Below are 14,122 nucleotides of genomic sequence, written 5' to 3'. Positions count from 1 at the left end.
GCGCCCAAAACAGCAGTCGGGCCGTCAGCCCCACCAATGATAGTGAAGGTGTCACTCATCGAAAAGCATCCTCCAAATATATGATTTTATTGCCGAACAGACCGCTATTCATATACACTTCTGCCACGTCGAAACGGACGGATTCTTCCATCCAATCATGGGCGGCCAGATACATGGATGCAGAGGTACGTAGCTTTTCCTGCTTGCGGTAATCCACCGCATCACGCGCCAAGCCTTTGTGATTGCCAGAACGGACTTTTACTTCCACCATGCAAATCGTGCCACGTTTATCTTTGGCAACCAAGTCCAATTCTCCAAAACGACATCGCCATTGGCTTGCCAAAATGGTATACCCTTTTTTCCGTAAGTACTGGGCAACCATGGCTTCTCCTTGGGTGCCCACAGCTTTGGTAGTCATCCCTTTTTCGCCTGCCATTTCTTTAAAAATGTGATCCGATGGACAGGACATGGGCCGTAAGCATCTAGCATTTCGTAATGCAATTTGGTGCCATAGCCTTTGTGTTTGGCGAATTGATACTGGGGATATTGGTTGTGCAATTGCTCCACCACATAGCGGTCACGGACAACCTTTGCCAAAATAGACGCCGCCGCGATGGAAGCACTTTTGCCGTCTCCGCCAATCACCGTCTCATTTTCACAGGTGATACCACGGTTTTGGTTGCCGTCAATCAAGGCAAAATCCGCCTTCTTGGGCAAACCGTTGATGGCACGTTCCATCACCAACATACGGGCATTGAGAATGTTCATCTGGTCGATTTCTTCAACAGAGGCCGTGGCAACGCAGTAAGCTTCTGCCTGCTCAATAATCTGGAGATACAAGGCATCTCGCTTTTTCTCCGACAGCTTTTTAGAGTCGTTAAGTCCTTCAATCACCAGTCCGGCTGGCAAAATCACAGCCGCACCGTACAAATCTCCAGCCAAAGGGCCTGCCCCAGCTTCGTCTACCCCACACACAGCGCTGTAGCCTTTTTCAAAACAGGCTTCTTCTATGCTCCATGGATGTAGCAACTCACTCATGATTGCTGACCTCTTTGATGTCCTCTGGCAGTTCTAAGGTAAAGCGCCCTAACTTACTGCCGCGGTATTCATCCAGCAAAATTTTCGCCATCCGTTCGGTGTCAATTTCACCGCCAGAGATTAAGAATCCGCGCTTACGACCAGCCTTCATCAGCAGATCGTAGCCTGACTCCCCTTCTTCTGGCACAATTTTATAGCGCTCAGTCAAGGCTTGAGGATAGCGGCTCCCCAAGTAGTCCATCAGGTGACAGGCCAACTCTTCAATGTCTAAAATATCATCTTTCACAGCGCCTGTAAAGGCAAGGTTTACACCCACACTTTGGTCTTCAAACTTGGGCCAGAGAATACCCGGGGTGTCCAATAATTCTAGTTGCTTGTCAATGGGTACCCATTGCTTGTTGCGTGTCACACCGGGACGGTCTTCCGCTTTGGCAGTTTTCCGCTTAGCCACTTTGTTGATAAACGTGGATTTCCCCACATTGGGAACCCCCAGAATCATCACACGCATAACCCGACCTACCTGCCCTTTGGCTTCGTAGGCTTGGATTTTTTCAAACAGCAAATCACGGACAGCTTGCCCAAATTTTGCTGTACCCATTCCGCCTTTTGCGTCAGATTCCAACACGGCAAATCCCCGTTCACGGAAATAAGCGTGCCAGAGTTTGGTGCCAGCTGGGTCGGCTTGGTCAACACGGTTCAACACCACCAACCGTGGCTTATCCCCACCAATTCATCCACATCAGGGTTGCGACTGGAGATGGGAATCCGTGCGTCTAATATCTCGCATACAGCGTCCATTTGCTTCACTTGATCCACAATCATCCGCCGTGTTTTGGTCATATGACCAGGATACCATTGTATATTCATCTCATTACCTCAATTAAAAAATCCAATGCGGCTCAAATCTCGCTCTTCCACAAACGCCGTGTTCTCTTGCCCTTCACCGGGGAAGAGCAAAAACACAGCCTTGCCGATGACATACCCTTCATCTACAGTGCCCAACTTATAATCTCGGCTATCACTGCTGTGGTTGCGGTTGTCACCCAATACGAAAATAGAGCCCTCTGGCACAGTCAAAGGAAAGACAGTGCCTTCATCTGTATAGGTCAATTCATGGATATAATCTTCTTCCAAGGCCACATCGTCTACGTAGACAATGCCATGCAAAAAGTCGATGTCAACCGTTTGCCCTTGGGTGGCGATGACACGCTTGACAATGGGGTATTCCATAAAGGTGTCTTTGCGGAGCACCACAATGTCCCCTACCTGATAGTCGCTGTCTAGCATAGAGCTAAGCACCAGTAAGCGGTCTCCGTGGAGTAGTGATGGGTACATGGATGACCCATCAACTCCCACCAAACGCACCACAAACGTGAACAACAAAACCACACCGAGCACTGACCACACCAATGCTTGTAGCCATTCGTACAATTCTTTCCCCTTGGGTTCCACAGCTGTCTCTTGCTGCTGTTCTTGGGAAAATTCTTCTTGAAATTCGTTCATTCTATTCTCCAAAATCCCTGTGTGTTCTACCGAACACACAGCATTTGCCGATTATATGCCATTGTTGTCCTTAGTATACCAAATTTTTAAAGATTCTACAAGGGAAAAACGAAAAAAAGAAGTGTGAAAACTGTAGGTCTTACACCCATAATTTTCCCACTTCCCGTGTATATTCACAAAGTACAATCCCTATATTGGCCTACCATTTATTTTGAAACGAACAGTTTTAAGGCAGTGAAAAAATAGCGTACCACTTTTTCACTGCCTTGGATTTTTTAGAAACGTTTATACTCGTCACCGAACATCAGATATTCGGTTTCTTCTTTGGTCACGTCTTTGTAGGAGAATTTGCTCATGATGTAGAACACCACACCCAGAGCAGCCCAGCCGAGCACCATGGCCCATTCTGCACCGACAAGGGCGCCAGGACCGATGGGCAAGTACATGTACAGGAAGAACAGTGCCACGCCGATGGCCAAAATGCCAACAGCGGTGCCGTGCTTGACCTTGTAAGGACGTGCCAATTCTGGTTCTTTCTTACGCAGAGCCAAGAAGGAGCAAGCCACCATGAAGTAAGCAACCACGGTGCCAAATGCAGACGCATTCACGAACCAAACCAATGCGTTTTTACCCAGCAAAGGAGACAGGCAAGTGATGACGCCAACCATAATAATAGCGGCCACAGGGGTCTTGTACTTGGGGTGTGCCTTGCCGAAGATTTCGGGCAACATTTTTGCACGACCCATAGCAAACATAACACGGGTTGCACCCACGATAAAGCCGTTCCAGCTGGTCAAAATACCGCACATTGCAGCCACAATCATCACCTTGCCGAAGGCTTCGTTGCCCATGGCATAAGCGAAGGATTCTGCCACAGGGATACCATCGGTTTCACGGATGGAAGCAGGTGCAGACATGGCAATGCTGATAATCATAATCATGTACCAAGCAGCAGCCATGCAGATGGACAGAATCAAAACCTTTGCGATTTTGGTCAGAGGGATGTTCATTTCTTCTGCTGCTTGTGGAATTACGTCGAAGCCCACGAACATAGCAGGCACCATCAACAACACGGTGACAAAGCCAGAAGTGCTGGTAAAGGTGGGGACCATGTTGGCCACATCGCCATTGACAGCGCCACTGAAGAAGAAACAAACACCGCCCAATGCCATAGCAAGGGTAGCAGTCAATTGGAACACAGCGGCAGATTTAATGCCAATGTAGTTGATGACAGCCAGAATCAAGCCACCCAAGCTACCAATCAACACCCAGGAAGCATACACTTCAAAGCCAGCGATGGTCCACAGGTAGCCAAGGCGGGGCAGGTAGACAATGTAGTCGATGGCGGTAATCAGTGCAGGACCTTCCCATGCGGCCACGCCGACATAGGCAAAGGTAATCATCCAACCAGTGATCCAAGAAGCTTCACTGCCCAAACCACGGTAAGCAAACACCAGTTCGCCACCAGCCAAAGGCAATGCAGGGGTCAATTCAGCGTAGGTCAAGCCCACGAAGATGCAGAGGATTGCGCCAATCAAGAATGCCAAGATTGCGCCAAGCACGCCGCCAGCGCTAACCCAGCTACCAGCCAGCATAATCCAGCCCCAACCAATCATGGTGCCAAATGCCAGTGCCAAAATATCTTTCATGCTTAATGTTTTCTCAAGGGATGCTCTTTGTTTTGTACTCATACTTCTCTCCTAAATCTTGATTTGAAACTTACAAATTCACACACATTTTGTAAAATTTCAATATATAAAACTATTCTCAAAAATCACCTGCATACTAAGATTCCCACACAGTTTCAAGCATTTTATTTTGAATATGTTTTCATAAGTGTGAATTGCGTCTTTTCTAAACCACAATTCATACTTTCATATCCTAACACTTTATTCATATCATTGTCAATGGATTCACGCTCGATTTATGAAATATTTCAAAAAACGCATATGCAGTTTCAATATTGTTATACATAATACCTATTTGAAAAGGCAAAAAAATAAGGAGTAAATCTTTCGATTTACTCCTTATTTAAATTGCTTAGAGCTTTTCCTTCAGCTTAGCAGCCTTACCCACGCGGTCACGCAGATAATACAGCTTTGCACGACGTGCAATACCGTGACGGACAATTTGTACAGACTCGATGGTTGGGCTGTAGAGGGGGAACACTTTTTCTACGCCGACGCCATAGGACAAACGACGAACGGTAACGCTTTCTTCGATGCCGCCGTGCTTCTTTGCGATGACAATGCCTTCGAAAGCTTGCACACGTTCACGAGAACCTTCCTTAACGCGGATGTTCATGCGGACGGTATCACCGATTTCCACCTTGGGCTTGTCGCCAGCCAGTGCTTCTTTGTTTAACTCTTTGATCAGATCCATGGATAATTTCCTCCTAATAATATAGGCGTTCTTACTCGTTTTACCATGTTTCTATGACATGACGACAGAGGACCACCCTTTAACTGAGTTAGAATACCATAGTTTAACAAGAATTGCAAGTGTTTTTTTCAAAAAAACATCTTTTTTTCATGGTTTTATCACAGCCAATCTCAAAAAGGCCATAGCCGCTGGCACAAGCCAAAGAGAACCGCCAGTTTCCCACACCAACCAAGTCAATCCAACCCCCAAAATCAAGGCGACGCACCGCTCAACCACTGTGGTTACCCATTCGCTAATCACTGGGTCAAATCCCCATCGTAACACCAACGCCAATGCGCGCCCTCCATCTAGTGGTCGAATGGGCAACAGATTGAGCACACACAACGACCAATGCACCCCAGCAAACACAGGCTGCACCTGTCCAAACGCCCACCCACACACACCATTGACTGCCACACCAGCAAGCACACAAGTTAGCTCACTACCATAGCTAAGATTGGAAGTATCCACCTCCATTTCAGCGCCAAATACGGTAACACTTATACTATAAAGTGTTCCACCTTGCCAGCAAATCGCCAACAAATGCCCTACTTCATGGCACAGTGCAGCCAATAAAATCATCACCGTCAGCCCAATGCCATTGGCTAATGCAAACCAACCAAGCAAAATCCAAAAGCCAACGGAAACAGAAATCTTACGCTGTTGTAACATAATAAATTGGATTTAGGTATACAGAATTATGCGTCAATTCCAGATGCAAATGAGGGCCTGTCGCATCCCCAGTTTGCCCCACCGTGGCAATAGTTTGCCCCATGGCCACTGTGGCATTAGCACTGACAGCAATGCTGTCACAGTGGGCATAGAGTGTTGCATAGCCATCGATGTGGTCAATGATGAGATACTTCCCGTAGCTACTGCTCTCCCCCACCGCTCGTACGGTACCGTCGGCAAATGCAGAGATTGGGTCGCCAGTGTTCCCCGCTAAATCCACGCCATAGTGAAATTGATTGTTCCCTTCTGTGGGGTCAGTGCGATAGCCAAAGGGTGATGACACCACGCCCGTAATGGGGCTTTGATAGGCAAAGCCTAGCATCACTTGTTCTAAGCTGACGTTTTCTGGCAGATTTTCTTGGCTATAGAGCACCTGTGTCAAGGTAGAGGTGTCCTCACTCTCTTGGGAAATTTCATCTGCAATCTCGGGCGTCTCATCCACAAGATCTACTTGCTCTATGGTCTCCTCTCCAAACACGGCCAGTTGCAACTCTTCCATCACTTCTTCTTCGCCACCCCAGTTTCCAACAGCAGAAAACACCGCCGCCACATCCATATTGTGGGTCAATATTTCTCCCATGGTTTCTGGTAATTCACTTTGTGGAATCAAAATTTTCAATCCCACCAACAATATAAATAAGCCACCACAAATCATGGCTTGTATCACATGACGCTGTTGCTTTGCCACCCGTTTTCCTACCTTTTTTCGTTTTTGTACCCGTGTTGTCATAGGCCGCACCTCCGCTCCATTGATGTGGCTAGTCTATGCAAAAAGGTGGACAAATAGACGTAAAAAAACCATTGTAACACAAACGCATTACAATGGTTTTTCATATGTTTTAGTTAGCCTTCTTAGCCACTTCTACCAGTTGCACGAATGCAGCGTAGTTGTTGACAGCCATTTCAGCCAGCATTTTGCGGTTGATTTCGATGCCAGCAACCTTCAGGCCGTGCATAAACTTGGAGTAGTTGATGTCGTTCATCTTGCAAGCTGCAGAGATACGAGTGATCCACAGAGAGCGGAAATCACGCTTCTTCAGCTTACGGCCAGTGTATGCGTAGCTTAAGGATTTCATGACAGCTTGGTTAGCCATCTTGAAGTGTTTAGACTTAGAACCCCAATAGCCCTTAGCAGCCTTCAACACTTTATTTCTTCTTTTACGGGTCATCATTGCGCCCTTAACTCTTGCCATTTTAAATTGCCTCCTATTCTAACGAATTATTATCTTATTTGTAAGGGATCATTTCGCGGACGGTTGCTGCGTTGGTCTTATCTGCATATGCAGTACCACGCAGGCCGCGCAGACGCTTGGTGTCTTTCTTGGTCAGAATGTGACGCTTAAAGGCTTTTGCACGCTTAACCTTACCAGACTTGGTCAGGTTGAATCTCTTTTTTGCACCACTATGGGTTTTCAGCTTAGGCATAATTGAAATCTCCTTCCGTATGTTTGAAAAACGAATTATTTACCTGTCTTTGGAGAAAGGAAGATGGACATCATCCGCCCTTCCAACTTAGCAGACTTTTCTAATACAGCCGTCTCACCGCATTCTTCCGCAAAGCGGAGTAGCAACTTACGACCAATGTCTGTGTGAGCCATTTCACGACCACGGAAACGCACAGACACTTTGACACGGTTTCCTTCACCAATAAACTTTTGCGCATTTTTCAGCTTGGTGTTAAAGTCACCCACATCAATGCCGGGGGACATGCGGATTTCTTTGATTTCCACCACGTGTTGATTTTTTCTGGCTTCTTTTTCACGTTTGCTTTGTTCAAACTTGAACTTGCCATAGTTCATCAGCTTACACACAGGTGGGGTGGCTTGGGGAGAAATTTTCACCAAGTCTAGGCCTTGTTCGTCGGCCAAACGCAGACCTTCGTCAGCGGACACAATGCCAAGCTGTTCGCCTTCTGCGCCAATGAGTCGAATTTCCTTATCGGTAATCTCCTCGTTCATTTCATGCACTCGTTTACTAATAACCGAAACACCTCCGTCATAAAATAACAAAACACGCATACCACATAGTGGCATCCGTGTCTAAACAGACTGCGCCTAACACGCAGCTGGAAAAAACATTGTAAACCTTTTTGCCTGAGGCTGAAGGTGAGAGCGGATGCAACCGTCCTGCTTTATTTTGCTTCATTAGTATACCAAGGATTATCAACTTTGTCAAGCACTTTTTCAAATTTATTTTTTCTTTGCATACTTCTACTCTCTTTGGTCAACACTAAACCCATATCCCAGCGAATTATTTTTGGAGGTACTTCTTATGTCTTATCAAAACCAAAGCCAAAAAAGTGATTTTAGCAAGACGAACAAGCAAGACGAATGCTGCAAAACCAACCAAAAGCAATCCACTCAAAACCAAAAAGAAAACCGCAAGGACCTGAGCAAAGCCACCAATAAAAAAGGCGATTGCTAATCGCCAAGGAAAAAGTGTGTTGCGAACCATTCATTCGCAACACACTTTTTATTTCTATGTATCGCGCAGTTTATCGGCCTCCAGCTTGGCCACTTTGACCGCCCATTTGGCTCATTTGGCCTTCCATGCCCTCAGGCAGTTCGCCTTCCATCATTTCACTGCGGTCCGTCATTTCCATGCCCTCAGGCAGTTCGCCTTCCATCATTTCACTGCGGTCCGTCATTTCCATGCCCTCAGGCAGTTCGCCTTCCATCATTTCACTGCGGTCCATCATCTCCATGCCCTCAGGCAGTTCGCCTTCCATCATTTCACTGCGATCCATCATCTCCATGCCCTCAGGCAGTTCGCCTTCCATCATTTCACTGCGATCCATCATCTCCATGCCCTCAGGCAGTTCACGCTCCAGCATCTCTTCTGACAGTTCTTCAGGAATAATTTCAGTTTCAACCACAACAGCTTCTTCTACAGTTATCTCCTCTTCCTCGCCTCCACAGCCTGTCATCACAAGGCTCATCATCAGCATCAATAAGAGTATCATCCATTTTTTCATAACAAAATAATCCTTTCTGTTTTAAACAGTATCCTTAGTGTACCAATCCTTTTTGAGTAAATTGTGAGGAAACATCTGCAACTAAGAGAAAATATTTCCCTTAGAAAATCTCGCTTACATTATATATTATAAGTGTAAGCAAACTTTTATATTGACAAATTTATAGCAAAAACGATATAATGTTTTATTATCTGGAAATACGTCCCAATATAATAAAACAAAACACTATTAATTAAGAAAGAAGTTGTCTCATATGGAAATAAAAGTTTTAAATGCTCAAGACATGGGCGCTGTGTTCACCATGTCTGATGCCATCACCGCCACCAAAGACGCCATGGAGCTATACTCTGCAGGACAAAGTAACATCCCCATCCGAGCCAATCTAGACATTGCACAACACGCTGGCAAAAGTCTATATATGTACGGCTACGCTGCACCAGCCAATGCGCTGGGGGTAAAAATCGTTTCTACATATCCCAACAACATCGAAAAAGGCTTGGTAAGCGTACCTGCTACTATGGTTTTGATTGACGACTCCACTGGGTATGTGAAAGCCATGATGAATGGTACTTTCTTAACCCAAATCCGCACAGGTGCCGTGGTTGGCATGGCCACACAAGTGCTGTCTCGTGAAGACAGCAGTGTGTTTGCCCTCTTTGGCACGGGTGGCCAAGCGATTACCCAGCTAGAATCTGTTTTGACCGTCCGCCCCATCAAACTGGTAAAAGTCTTCGACATCAACGTAGAACGCGCCCAAGCATTCGCCAGCGATATGAGCACTAAATTCGGAGAAAAATTCGGGGTGAACATTGTAGCCGCCTCTTCCGCTGACGAGGCAATCGCTGACGCAGACATCATCACCTCTGTCACCACTGCCCGCAACGCCGTGTTTAACGGTAAGCTGGTAAAAAAAGGCGCTCACATCAATGGTGTTGGCTCTTATTTGCCTGAAATGTCTGAAATTGATGAATATATCATCCTCAATGCAGACAAGGTGTTTGTTGACACCCGTGACGGTGTATTGCAAGAATGCGGTGACGTGATTAAGCCCATAGACAAAGGGCTTTACAGTGCCGATCGTCTCAGCGGCGAAATCGGCGAAGCCATTGCAGGCACTGTCAAAGGCCGTGAATCTGACGATGAAATCACCGTCTTCCTCACCACTGGTAGCGCCGTGCTTGATTTGGTGACTGCTGAGCGTATTTATCAAAAAGCGTCTGAAAAAGGCAAGGGACAAACCATCAATCTGTAACACAATTCTCAAAAAAAGGAGCTGTTCAAATGAACCAATGTCATTAAGTTAAGCTATTGAAACGCAAGAACAGCTAATAAAAAATCATCGGAATCTAAAAATGCGCAGGACAAGCAAGCAGATTTTTCAATCTGCTTGCTTGTCCTTATAACGTGGCATTACGCCAAGCGATAGAAAAAAGAGGTGTCGGTTCTGGGGTTCGTGTTGCGTCGCTTGCGTGGGTTTGAGGGCAAATTTCGCATGGGTGTTAGGTTTTTTGCGATGCAGGCTTCAACTTCGGCGACGGGTACATTCTTCCCAAAGAATTTACGACAAATTTGAGTGGCAACAGCGAAATTTATTTGATAAACCCGCTTTCTGGTAACTTTTTTTACAGCAATGCACGAGGTTATCAACTGTGTAAAATTGTATATAATCAACTTGGCGAAGATTTCTTGAAGAAGAAGCTTCGTCTTTTTGCTGTGAAAATACAGCAATCCGACGGTGAATTTCAAAGAGCGGAAGGACGTTTCGATACCCCATCGCTTGGCGTACAAATCCTTGAGGGCAGCAGAATCAAATTCACTTTTATCCAAATTTGTGGCAACCGTTTCGTAAGAATTTTCAGAAAGTTTAAAGCAAACGAGGCGAATATGTAACGGATATGGCTCGATTTTTTCATTTTTCTTTGTTTTGCAGGGTAAAAAATCAAATGGTGAACTATGGGCGATAAATTTCAGGTTTTGATTTTTGGCTTGCGCTGTTTGCTTGCGTGAAATGTGTAGCGTCAGTGAAACGTCAAACTCCTCACCAACAGGCAAAGATAATCCGTGACAAATACCGTTGCGTGAAGCAGAATCCTTCACTCTGACAAGGAATTTTTGCCCTCTTTCTTGCACATGAGCGAAATTATTGTACGATTCGTAGCCTCTATCAGCAATGTAAATGGTGGGTACTTTTGATTGATTACGTGCCACCATGGTGGCAAAGGCCTTGTTTTCACCCTTTTCAACCGTTGCATCCACGTAGGTTTTGCGCAAAATATCGTACATGGCGTTGAGGTGCAAAAGGTTAAAAGGCTTGGAGTCATTGGCCTTTTGATGGTAAGAATCCACTTCCTTTGGGTTGGTGGGAACGTGCAAACTAGAGCCATCCACAGCCAAAAGGCGGTAGCCACGGTGGGTGATGGGTTGGTTTGTTTCGGCAACAAATTGGTGGAATAAATCCTCGAAGGCAGTTGATTTGATTTTGTTTCGTTGTTGCACAAAAGCGGATACTGTAGGTGAGGATGAATGTATGCCGAATTGTTCGGATAATTCCCCATATAGTGTTTTTCCTGTGAGAGATAAGGTTGTTTCAATTACTTTTTCAAATGGTAACTTCCTATTTCGGGTGAAGTCTTTTTCTGGATTTTCAGCATATTTTACAGCGTTTTGCGAAAGGGCTTTTATGGATTTTTTTAGTGTTCTTTTTATGTTTTTTGTTGTGAATGTCATGTGTGCATCTCCTTTGTTATCAGCGTTATGCTCAATAACAAGGGTCGCCTTCATTGACTTTGGTCAATGAAGGCGACCGCACATTTTTTTGTAATTGTCAAGCTTTTTTTAAAAGGTTCTGGGTGTTTTTCTTGTAGCACCCAGGCTTATCTTAATGACATTGTCAAATGAACAGCTCCTTTTTTAACCCATTATTAAATAAAACGGCAAATGCGGTCAATGGCAATGTCAGAAAAACCAAATACTTCTGCCTTGGTCACCTTGCCATTGCAGACTGCAAGCACCTCTTCCAACAAGGTGGCACCAGCGTCTTCGATGCTGGCCTCCCCTTCTGTCACGGCGCTTAAATCCACATCTGTGTTGTCAATCATATTCTGAAAGGTCACACGGTTGGCAGTAATCTTCAACACTGGTGCCAAAGCATTCCCTGTGGGAGTGCCACGGCCTGTGGTGAAGCAAATCACCTGACAACCACCTGCCACCATAGCAGTGATAGACGCGATGTCATAACCGGGAGAGTCCATCACAATGGCACCCTTTTTGGTGGGGCGTTCCCCTTCCATCACCACTTCCACAATGGGACGGGTGCCACCCTTGCTGATACAGCCCAAAGACTTTTCTTCAATGGTGGATAGGCCGCCATCTTTGTTGCCGGGAGAAGGTTGTCCATGGCGGCAATTTTGCCCAGCACGGGCTAAATGCTCTTCATACTCTTTACAGATTTGGATGATTTTATCGTGAATTTCCTTGGTGGCACCACGGCGAGCCAAAATATGCTCTGCCCCTACAAATTCAATGGTTTCAGACATCATAGACGACGCCCCCAAGTCCACCAAACGATCGCTGACGTTCCCAACCACAGGGTTGGCACCAAAGCCGCTGGTAGCATCAGAGCCACCGCATTCAATGCCCATCATCAAATGAGATAAATCACAGGGCTCACGTTGTTGTAAAGAAGCGTTCATCACCATTTCACGAGCGGCACGGACAGCCTTTTCGATGGTTTTAATGGTGCCACCCTCTTCTTGGATGCCAAAAGATACAATGGGCTTGTTGGTAATGGCTTCAATTTTGGCCTTTAGTTTTTTATGGTCTACATTTTCACAGCCCAAACCGATGACCACCGTGCCATACACATTGGGGTTGGCGGCAAAGCCAGTGAGGATGATTTGAGTCATGTCCTCATTGCCCTTCACCTCGGCGCAACCAGAGTTGTTGATGATGTTCACCGTGCCATTAACTTGGTTTGCCACCACACGGCAAGTCTCACTAGAGCAAGCGCAAGTAGGTAAAATTAAAACGTTGTTACGAATCCCAACAGTCCCGTCAGGGCGCTTATATCCCATAAATTCCATAATCAGTTCCCTTTCCACTCAACCCAATTCGCTGGCGTAATCACGGGGCAGGCTATCCACATTCAAATGAGACACCCATCCACCAAGGGGAATATCCCGTTGGGCGGCGCCGATACTTTCACCGTATTTGATGATGCGTTCCCCTTGTCCGATGGCAACGATAGCAATTTTGTGACAGGGTGGAATTTCTTCACAGGTAACAATACGACATAGCTCCCCATTTTTAAAATAGTGAATGGTGGCGTTGGCGGCAGCACCGCCCACCACAGTCACCACATTGTCAGTGGGTTTGAGCATAATGGCTTCAGCTTTCATAAACCTTCCTCTTTCTCCTAGGTATCACACAAACCAAACAGGCTCTGCCCGTCGGCTATACATCTCTTCGAGTTCTTTTCGATGGTATATGTAATTGGGATCGTCAAAATAACGTACCCCCACAGGACATCGCTTTTCACAGGCACAGCATTTGATACAAATGCCTTGCATTTCCTTCACGTTGGCTGGGTTGATACTCCCCATAGGACAGTGCTGGGCGCACAGCCCACACTGGACACAACCATCCCCCACCTTAGGGGTTACTTTGCGAATATCAATGCCATTGCCGTGGCGATCACGGGGGGTATAGTAAGGATGGGGCGGATTGTTGCCAGCCAGTAATGGTATGTGGGTATCCCCTGCTTGTATTTTTTGGGCAAGAGCGGTTGCAAACTGCTCCACCTGCGCCATATCCAACTCGTCTGGACGATTGACTGCCAAGGTTTTAGAAAAGGAATGCTGGGCCACAAAGGCGCCACCACCGATGACCTGTCCACCAGCGTGTTCACACACCAACTGACCTTCGGTTAAGGCATCGTCAAAGTTACGGTTCCCATAAACCACCACAGGCACACAGAGCGCCCCAGTGGCCTCCATGGTTTGCAAGTACTTTGCCATCACATTGGGCAGTCGTCCAGCATAAACAGGTAGGGCTAAAATTACAATCTCACCAGCCGTGGCCACCAAAGGTGCTTGTCGTTCTTGCGGTAGGGTAAACGAGCGCTCTATTAGCGCCCCACCTAAGTGTCGCGCCAATGTTTTGCCAAGGTGCATAGCTATTTTTTCAGTGTTACCAACGGGACTAAAGCAAAAAACCTTTACATCCATATCTGTCACCAGCTTTTGTTAAATTGAGAAATCCTCTTCTTTTAATCCTTGTGTACGCAATGTTGCAGGGCGAGAAGGCACACGCTTCATTGGGTCATAGCGGAATTTCCGACAATTGCCCTCCACAGGCACAATGCCTTTTTTTCCGCAGACCACATCACGCTCAGAAACCCGTTGCCCATGGACACAGTAGCTACAGCTGGGGTCAATTTTTTTACGAAACAGCATA

Annotated in this window: 20 protein-coding genes; 2 read left to right on the top strand and 18 right to left on the bottom strand. The window is 46.2% G+C overall.

The window, feature by feature from the left end:
- Nucleotides 1-55 precede the first annotated feature (55 nt).
- The 12 genes from RFF05_RS01515 to infC form a co-directional block, all read right to left on the bottom strand.
- Nucleotides 56-418, bottom strand: coding sequence for a YraN family protein (locus RFF05_RS01515; RefSeq protein ID WP_409968670.1), 363 nt, complete (start codon nt 416-418; stop codon nt 56-58).
- Nucleotides 415-1,038, bottom strand: a complete 624-nt coding sequence (locus RFF05_RS01510) for a ribonuclease HII (protein WP_409968669.1) — start codon at nt 1,036-1,038, stop codon at nt 415-417. The genes RFF05_RS01515 and RFF05_RS01510 overlap by 4 nt, the downstream gene beginning before the upstream one ends.
- A complete protein-coding gene (ylqF, locus tag RFF05_RS01505) occupies nt 1,031-1,744 on the bottom strand; it encodes a ribosome biogenesis GTPase YlqF (protein ID WP_409968668.1) in 714 nt (237 codons plus the stop codon). Before ylqF ends, RFF05_RS01510 begins: the two co-directional genes overlap by 8 nt.
- Nucleotides 1,735-1,905: a hypothetical protein gene (locus RFF05_RS01500; RefSeq protein ID WP_409968667.1), complete on the bottom strand. Its 171-nt coding sequence runs from the start codon at nt 1,903-1,905 to the stop codon at nt 1,735-1,737. Before RFF05_RS01500 ends, ylqF begins: the two co-directional genes overlap by 10 nt.
- 9 nt (nt 1,906-1,914) lie before the next feature.
- A complete protein-coding gene (gene lepB / locus RFF05_RS01495) occupies nt 1,915-2,541 on the bottom strand; it encodes a signal peptidase I (RefSeq protein ID WP_409968666.1) in 627 nt (208 codons plus the stop codon).
- A gap of 275 nt (nt 2,542-2,816) precedes the next feature.
- On the bottom strand, nt 2,817-4,232 hold the full coding sequence (locus RFF05_RS01490) for an APC family permease (protein ID WP_409968665.1): 1,416 nt from the start codon (nt 4,230-4,232) through the stop codon (nt 2,817-2,819).
- 349 nt (nt 4,233-4,581) lie between these two features.
- Entirely contained in the window at nt 4,582-4,923 is a 342-nt protein-coding gene (gene rplS, locus RFF05_RS01485; RefSeq protein ID WP_409968664.1) for a 50S ribosomal protein L19, read from the bottom strand.
- Between the two features lie 147 nt (nt 4,924-5,070).
- Complete coding sequence (locus RFF05_RS01480) at nt 5,071-5,634, bottom strand: hypothetical protein (protein WP_409968663.1); 564 nt, start codon at nt 5,632-5,634, stop codon at nt 5,071-5,073.
- Nucleotides 5,618-6,424: a M23 family metallopeptidase gene (locus RFF05_RS01475; protein WP_409968662.1), complete on the bottom strand. Its 807-nt coding sequence runs from the start codon at nt 6,422-6,424 to the stop codon at nt 5,618-5,620. Before RFF05_RS01475 ends, RFF05_RS01480 begins: the two co-directional genes overlap by 17 nt.
- Before the next feature lie 109 nt (nt 6,425-6,533).
- Nucleotides 6,534-6,887, bottom strand: coding sequence for a 50S ribosomal protein L20 (gene rplT, locus RFF05_RS01470; RefSeq protein ID WP_409968661.1), 354 nt, complete (start codon nt 6,885-6,887; stop codon nt 6,534-6,536).
- A gap of 34 nt (nt 6,888-6,921) precedes the next feature.
- Nucleotides 6,922-7,119: a 50S ribosomal protein L35 gene (rpmI, locus tag RFF05_RS01465; protein WP_409968660.1), complete on the bottom strand. Its 198-nt coding sequence runs from the start codon at nt 7,117-7,119 to the stop codon at nt 6,922-6,924.
- Between the two features lie 35 nt (nt 7,120-7,154).
- Nucleotides 7,155-7,652 carry a translation initiation factor IF-3 gene (gene infC, locus RFF05_RS01460; RefSeq protein ID WP_409968659.1) on the bottom strand — a complete coding sequence of 166 codons (498 nt, stop codon included), beginning with the start codon at nt 7,650-7,652 and terminating at the stop codon, nt 7,155-7,157.
- A 313-nt stretch (nt 7,653-7,965) separates the two neighbouring features.
- On the opposite strand from infC, the gene RFF05_RS01455 reads away from it, so the two are divergent.
- Entirely contained in the window at nt 7,966-8,118 is a 153-nt protein-coding gene (locus tag RFF05_RS01455; protein WP_409968658.1) for a hypothetical protein, read from the top strand.
- A gap of 70 nt (nt 8,119-8,188) precedes the next feature.
- Here RFF05_RS01455 and RFF05_RS01450 read toward each other — a convergent pair whose 3' ends face one another.
- The gene (locus RFF05_RS01450; protein ID WP_409968657.1) at nt 8,189-8,668 is read right to left on the bottom strand and encodes a hypothetical protein; all 480 of its coding nucleotides are present in this window, start codon (nt 8,666-8,668) and stop codon (nt 8,189-8,191) included.
- Between the two features lie 253 nt (nt 8,669-8,921).
- On the opposite strand from RFF05_RS01450, the gene RFF05_RS01445 reads away from it, so the two are divergent.
- Nucleotides 8,922-9,920, top strand: a complete 999-nt coding sequence (locus tag RFF05_RS01445; protein WP_409968656.1) for an ornithine cyclodeaminase family protein — start codon at nt 8,922-8,924, stop codon at nt 9,918-9,920.
- Between the two features lie 158 nt (nt 9,921-10,078).
- On the opposite strand, the gene RFF05_RS01440 is transcribed toward RFF05_RS01445, so the two are convergent.
- From RFF05_RS01440 to RFF05_RS01420, 5 genes are all read right to left on the bottom strand, one after another.
- Nucleotides 10,079-11,449 (bottom strand): IS4 family transposase, encoded by a 1,371-nt coding sequence (locus tag RFF05_RS01440; protein ID WP_409966964.1) that lies wholly within the window; start codon nt 11,447-11,449, stop codon nt 10,079-10,081.
- 140 nt (nt 11,450-11,589) lie between these two features.
- Nucleotides 11,590-12,750, bottom strand: coding sequence for a UxaA family hydrolase (locus RFF05_RS01435; RefSeq protein WP_409968468.1), 1,161 nt, complete (start codon nt 12,748-12,750; stop codon nt 11,590-11,592).
- An 18-nt stretch (nt 12,751-12,768) separates the two neighbouring features.
- Nucleotides 12,769-13,065, bottom strand: a complete 297-nt coding sequence (locus RFF05_RS01430) for a UxaA family hydrolase (protein WP_409968467.1) — start codon at nt 13,063-13,065, stop codon at nt 12,769-12,771.
- 24 nt (nt 13,066-13,089) lie between these two features.
- Nucleotides 13,090-13,893 (bottom strand): EFR1 family ferrodoxin, encoded by an 804-nt coding sequence (locus RFF05_RS01425; protein ID WP_409968466.1) that lies wholly within the window; start codon nt 13,891-13,893, stop codon nt 13,090-13,092.
- An 18-nt stretch (nt 13,894-13,911) separates the two neighbouring features.
- Nucleotides 13,912-14,121: a hypothetical protein gene (locus RFF05_RS01420; protein WP_409968465.1), complete on the bottom strand. Its 210-nt coding sequence runs from the start codon at nt 14,119-14,121 to the stop codon at nt 13,912-13,914.
- Nucleotide 14,122: the final 1 nt, after the last annotated feature.

This window comes from Bengtsoniella intestinalis (assembly GCF_039719005.1).
GTDB lineage: Bacteria > Bacillota > Clostridia > Oscillospirales > Oscillospiraceae > Oscillibacter > Oscillibacter intestinalis.
The sequence above is the reverse complement of the archived record's forward strand: the minus strand, read 5'-3'. Positions and strand labels throughout refer to the sequence as shown.

What these genes read in the sequence shown, in the direction of transcription:
- infC (WP_409968659.1), bottom strand. Translation starts at nt 7,652, where the DNA reads ATGAACGAGGAGATTACCGATAAGGAAATTCGACTCATTGGCGCAGAA.
- RFF05_RS01480 (WP_409968663.1), bottom strand. Translation starts at nt 5,634, where the DNA reads ATGTTACAACAGCGTAAGATTTCTGTTTCCGTTGGCTTTTGGATTTTG.
- RFF05_RS01515 (WP_409968670.1), bottom strand. Translation starts at nt 418, where the DNA reads ATGACTACCAAAGCTGTGGGCACCCAAGGAGAAGCCATGGTTGCCCAG.
- RFF05_RS01510 (WP_409968669.1), bottom strand. Translation starts at nt 1,038, where the DNA reads ATGAGTGAGTTGCTACATCCATGGAGCATAGAAGAAGCCTGTTTTGAA.
- RFF05_RS01425 (WP_409968466.1), bottom strand. Translation starts at nt 13,893, where the DNA reads ATGGATGTAAAGGTTTTTTGCTTTAGTCCCGTTGGTAACACTGAAAAA.
- RFF05_RS01500 (WP_409968667.1), bottom strand. Translation starts at nt 1,905, where the DNA reads ATGAATATACAATGGTATCCTGGTCATATGACCAAAACACGGCGGATG.
- RFF05_RS01445 (WP_409968656.1), top strand. Translation starts at nt 8,922, where the DNA reads ATGGAAATAAAAGTTTTAAATGCTCAAGACATGGGCGCTGTGTTCACC.
- rpmI (WP_409968660.1), bottom strand. Translation starts at nt 7,119, where the DNA reads ATGCCTAAGCTGAAAACCCATAGTGGTGCAAAAAAGAGATTCAACCTG.
- RFF05_RS01440 (WP_409966964.1), bottom strand. Translation starts at nt 11,449, where the DNA reads ATGAAGGCGACCCTTGTTATTGAGCATAACGCTGATAACAAAGGAGAT.
- RFF05_RS01420 (WP_409968465.1), bottom strand. Translation starts at nt 14,121, where the DNA reads ATGCTGTTTCGTAAAAAAATTGACCCCAGCTGTAGCTACTGTGTCCAT.
- RFF05_RS01450 (WP_409968657.1), bottom strand. Translation starts at nt 8,668, where the DNA reads ATGAAAAAATGGATGATACTCTTATTGATGCTGATGATGAGCCTTGTG.
- RFF05_RS01490 (WP_409968665.1), bottom strand. Translation starts at nt 4,232, where the DNA reads ATGAGTACAAAACAAAGAGCATCCCTTGAGAAAACATTAAGCATGAAA.
- lepB (WP_409968666.1), bottom strand. Translation starts at nt 2,541, where the DNA reads ATGAACGAATTTCAAGAAGAATTTTCCCAAGAACAGCAGCAAGAGACA.
- rplT (WP_409968661.1), bottom strand. Translation starts at nt 6,887, where the DNA reads ATGGCAAGAGTTAAGGGCGCAATGATGACCCGTAAAAGAAGAAATAAA.
- rplS (WP_409968664.1), bottom strand. Translation starts at nt 4,923, where the DNA reads ATGGATCTGATCAAAGAGTTAAACAAAGAAGCACTGGCTGGCGACAAG.
- RFF05_RS01455 (WP_409968658.1), top strand. Translation starts at nt 7,966, where the DNA reads ATGTCTTATCAAAACCAAAGCCAAAAAAGTGATTTTAGCAAGACGAAC.
- RFF05_RS01430 (WP_409968467.1), bottom strand. Translation starts at nt 13,065, where the DNA reads ATGAAAGCTGAAGCCATTATGCTCAAACCCACTGACAATGTGGTGACT.
- RFF05_RS01435 (WP_409968468.1), bottom strand. Translation starts at nt 12,750, where the DNA reads ATGGAATTTATGGGATATAAGCGCCCTGACGGGACTGTTGGGATTCGT.
- RFF05_RS01475 (WP_409968662.1), bottom strand. Translation starts at nt 6,424, where the DNA reads ATGACAACACGGGTACAAAAACGAAAAAAGGTAGGAAAACGGGTGGCA.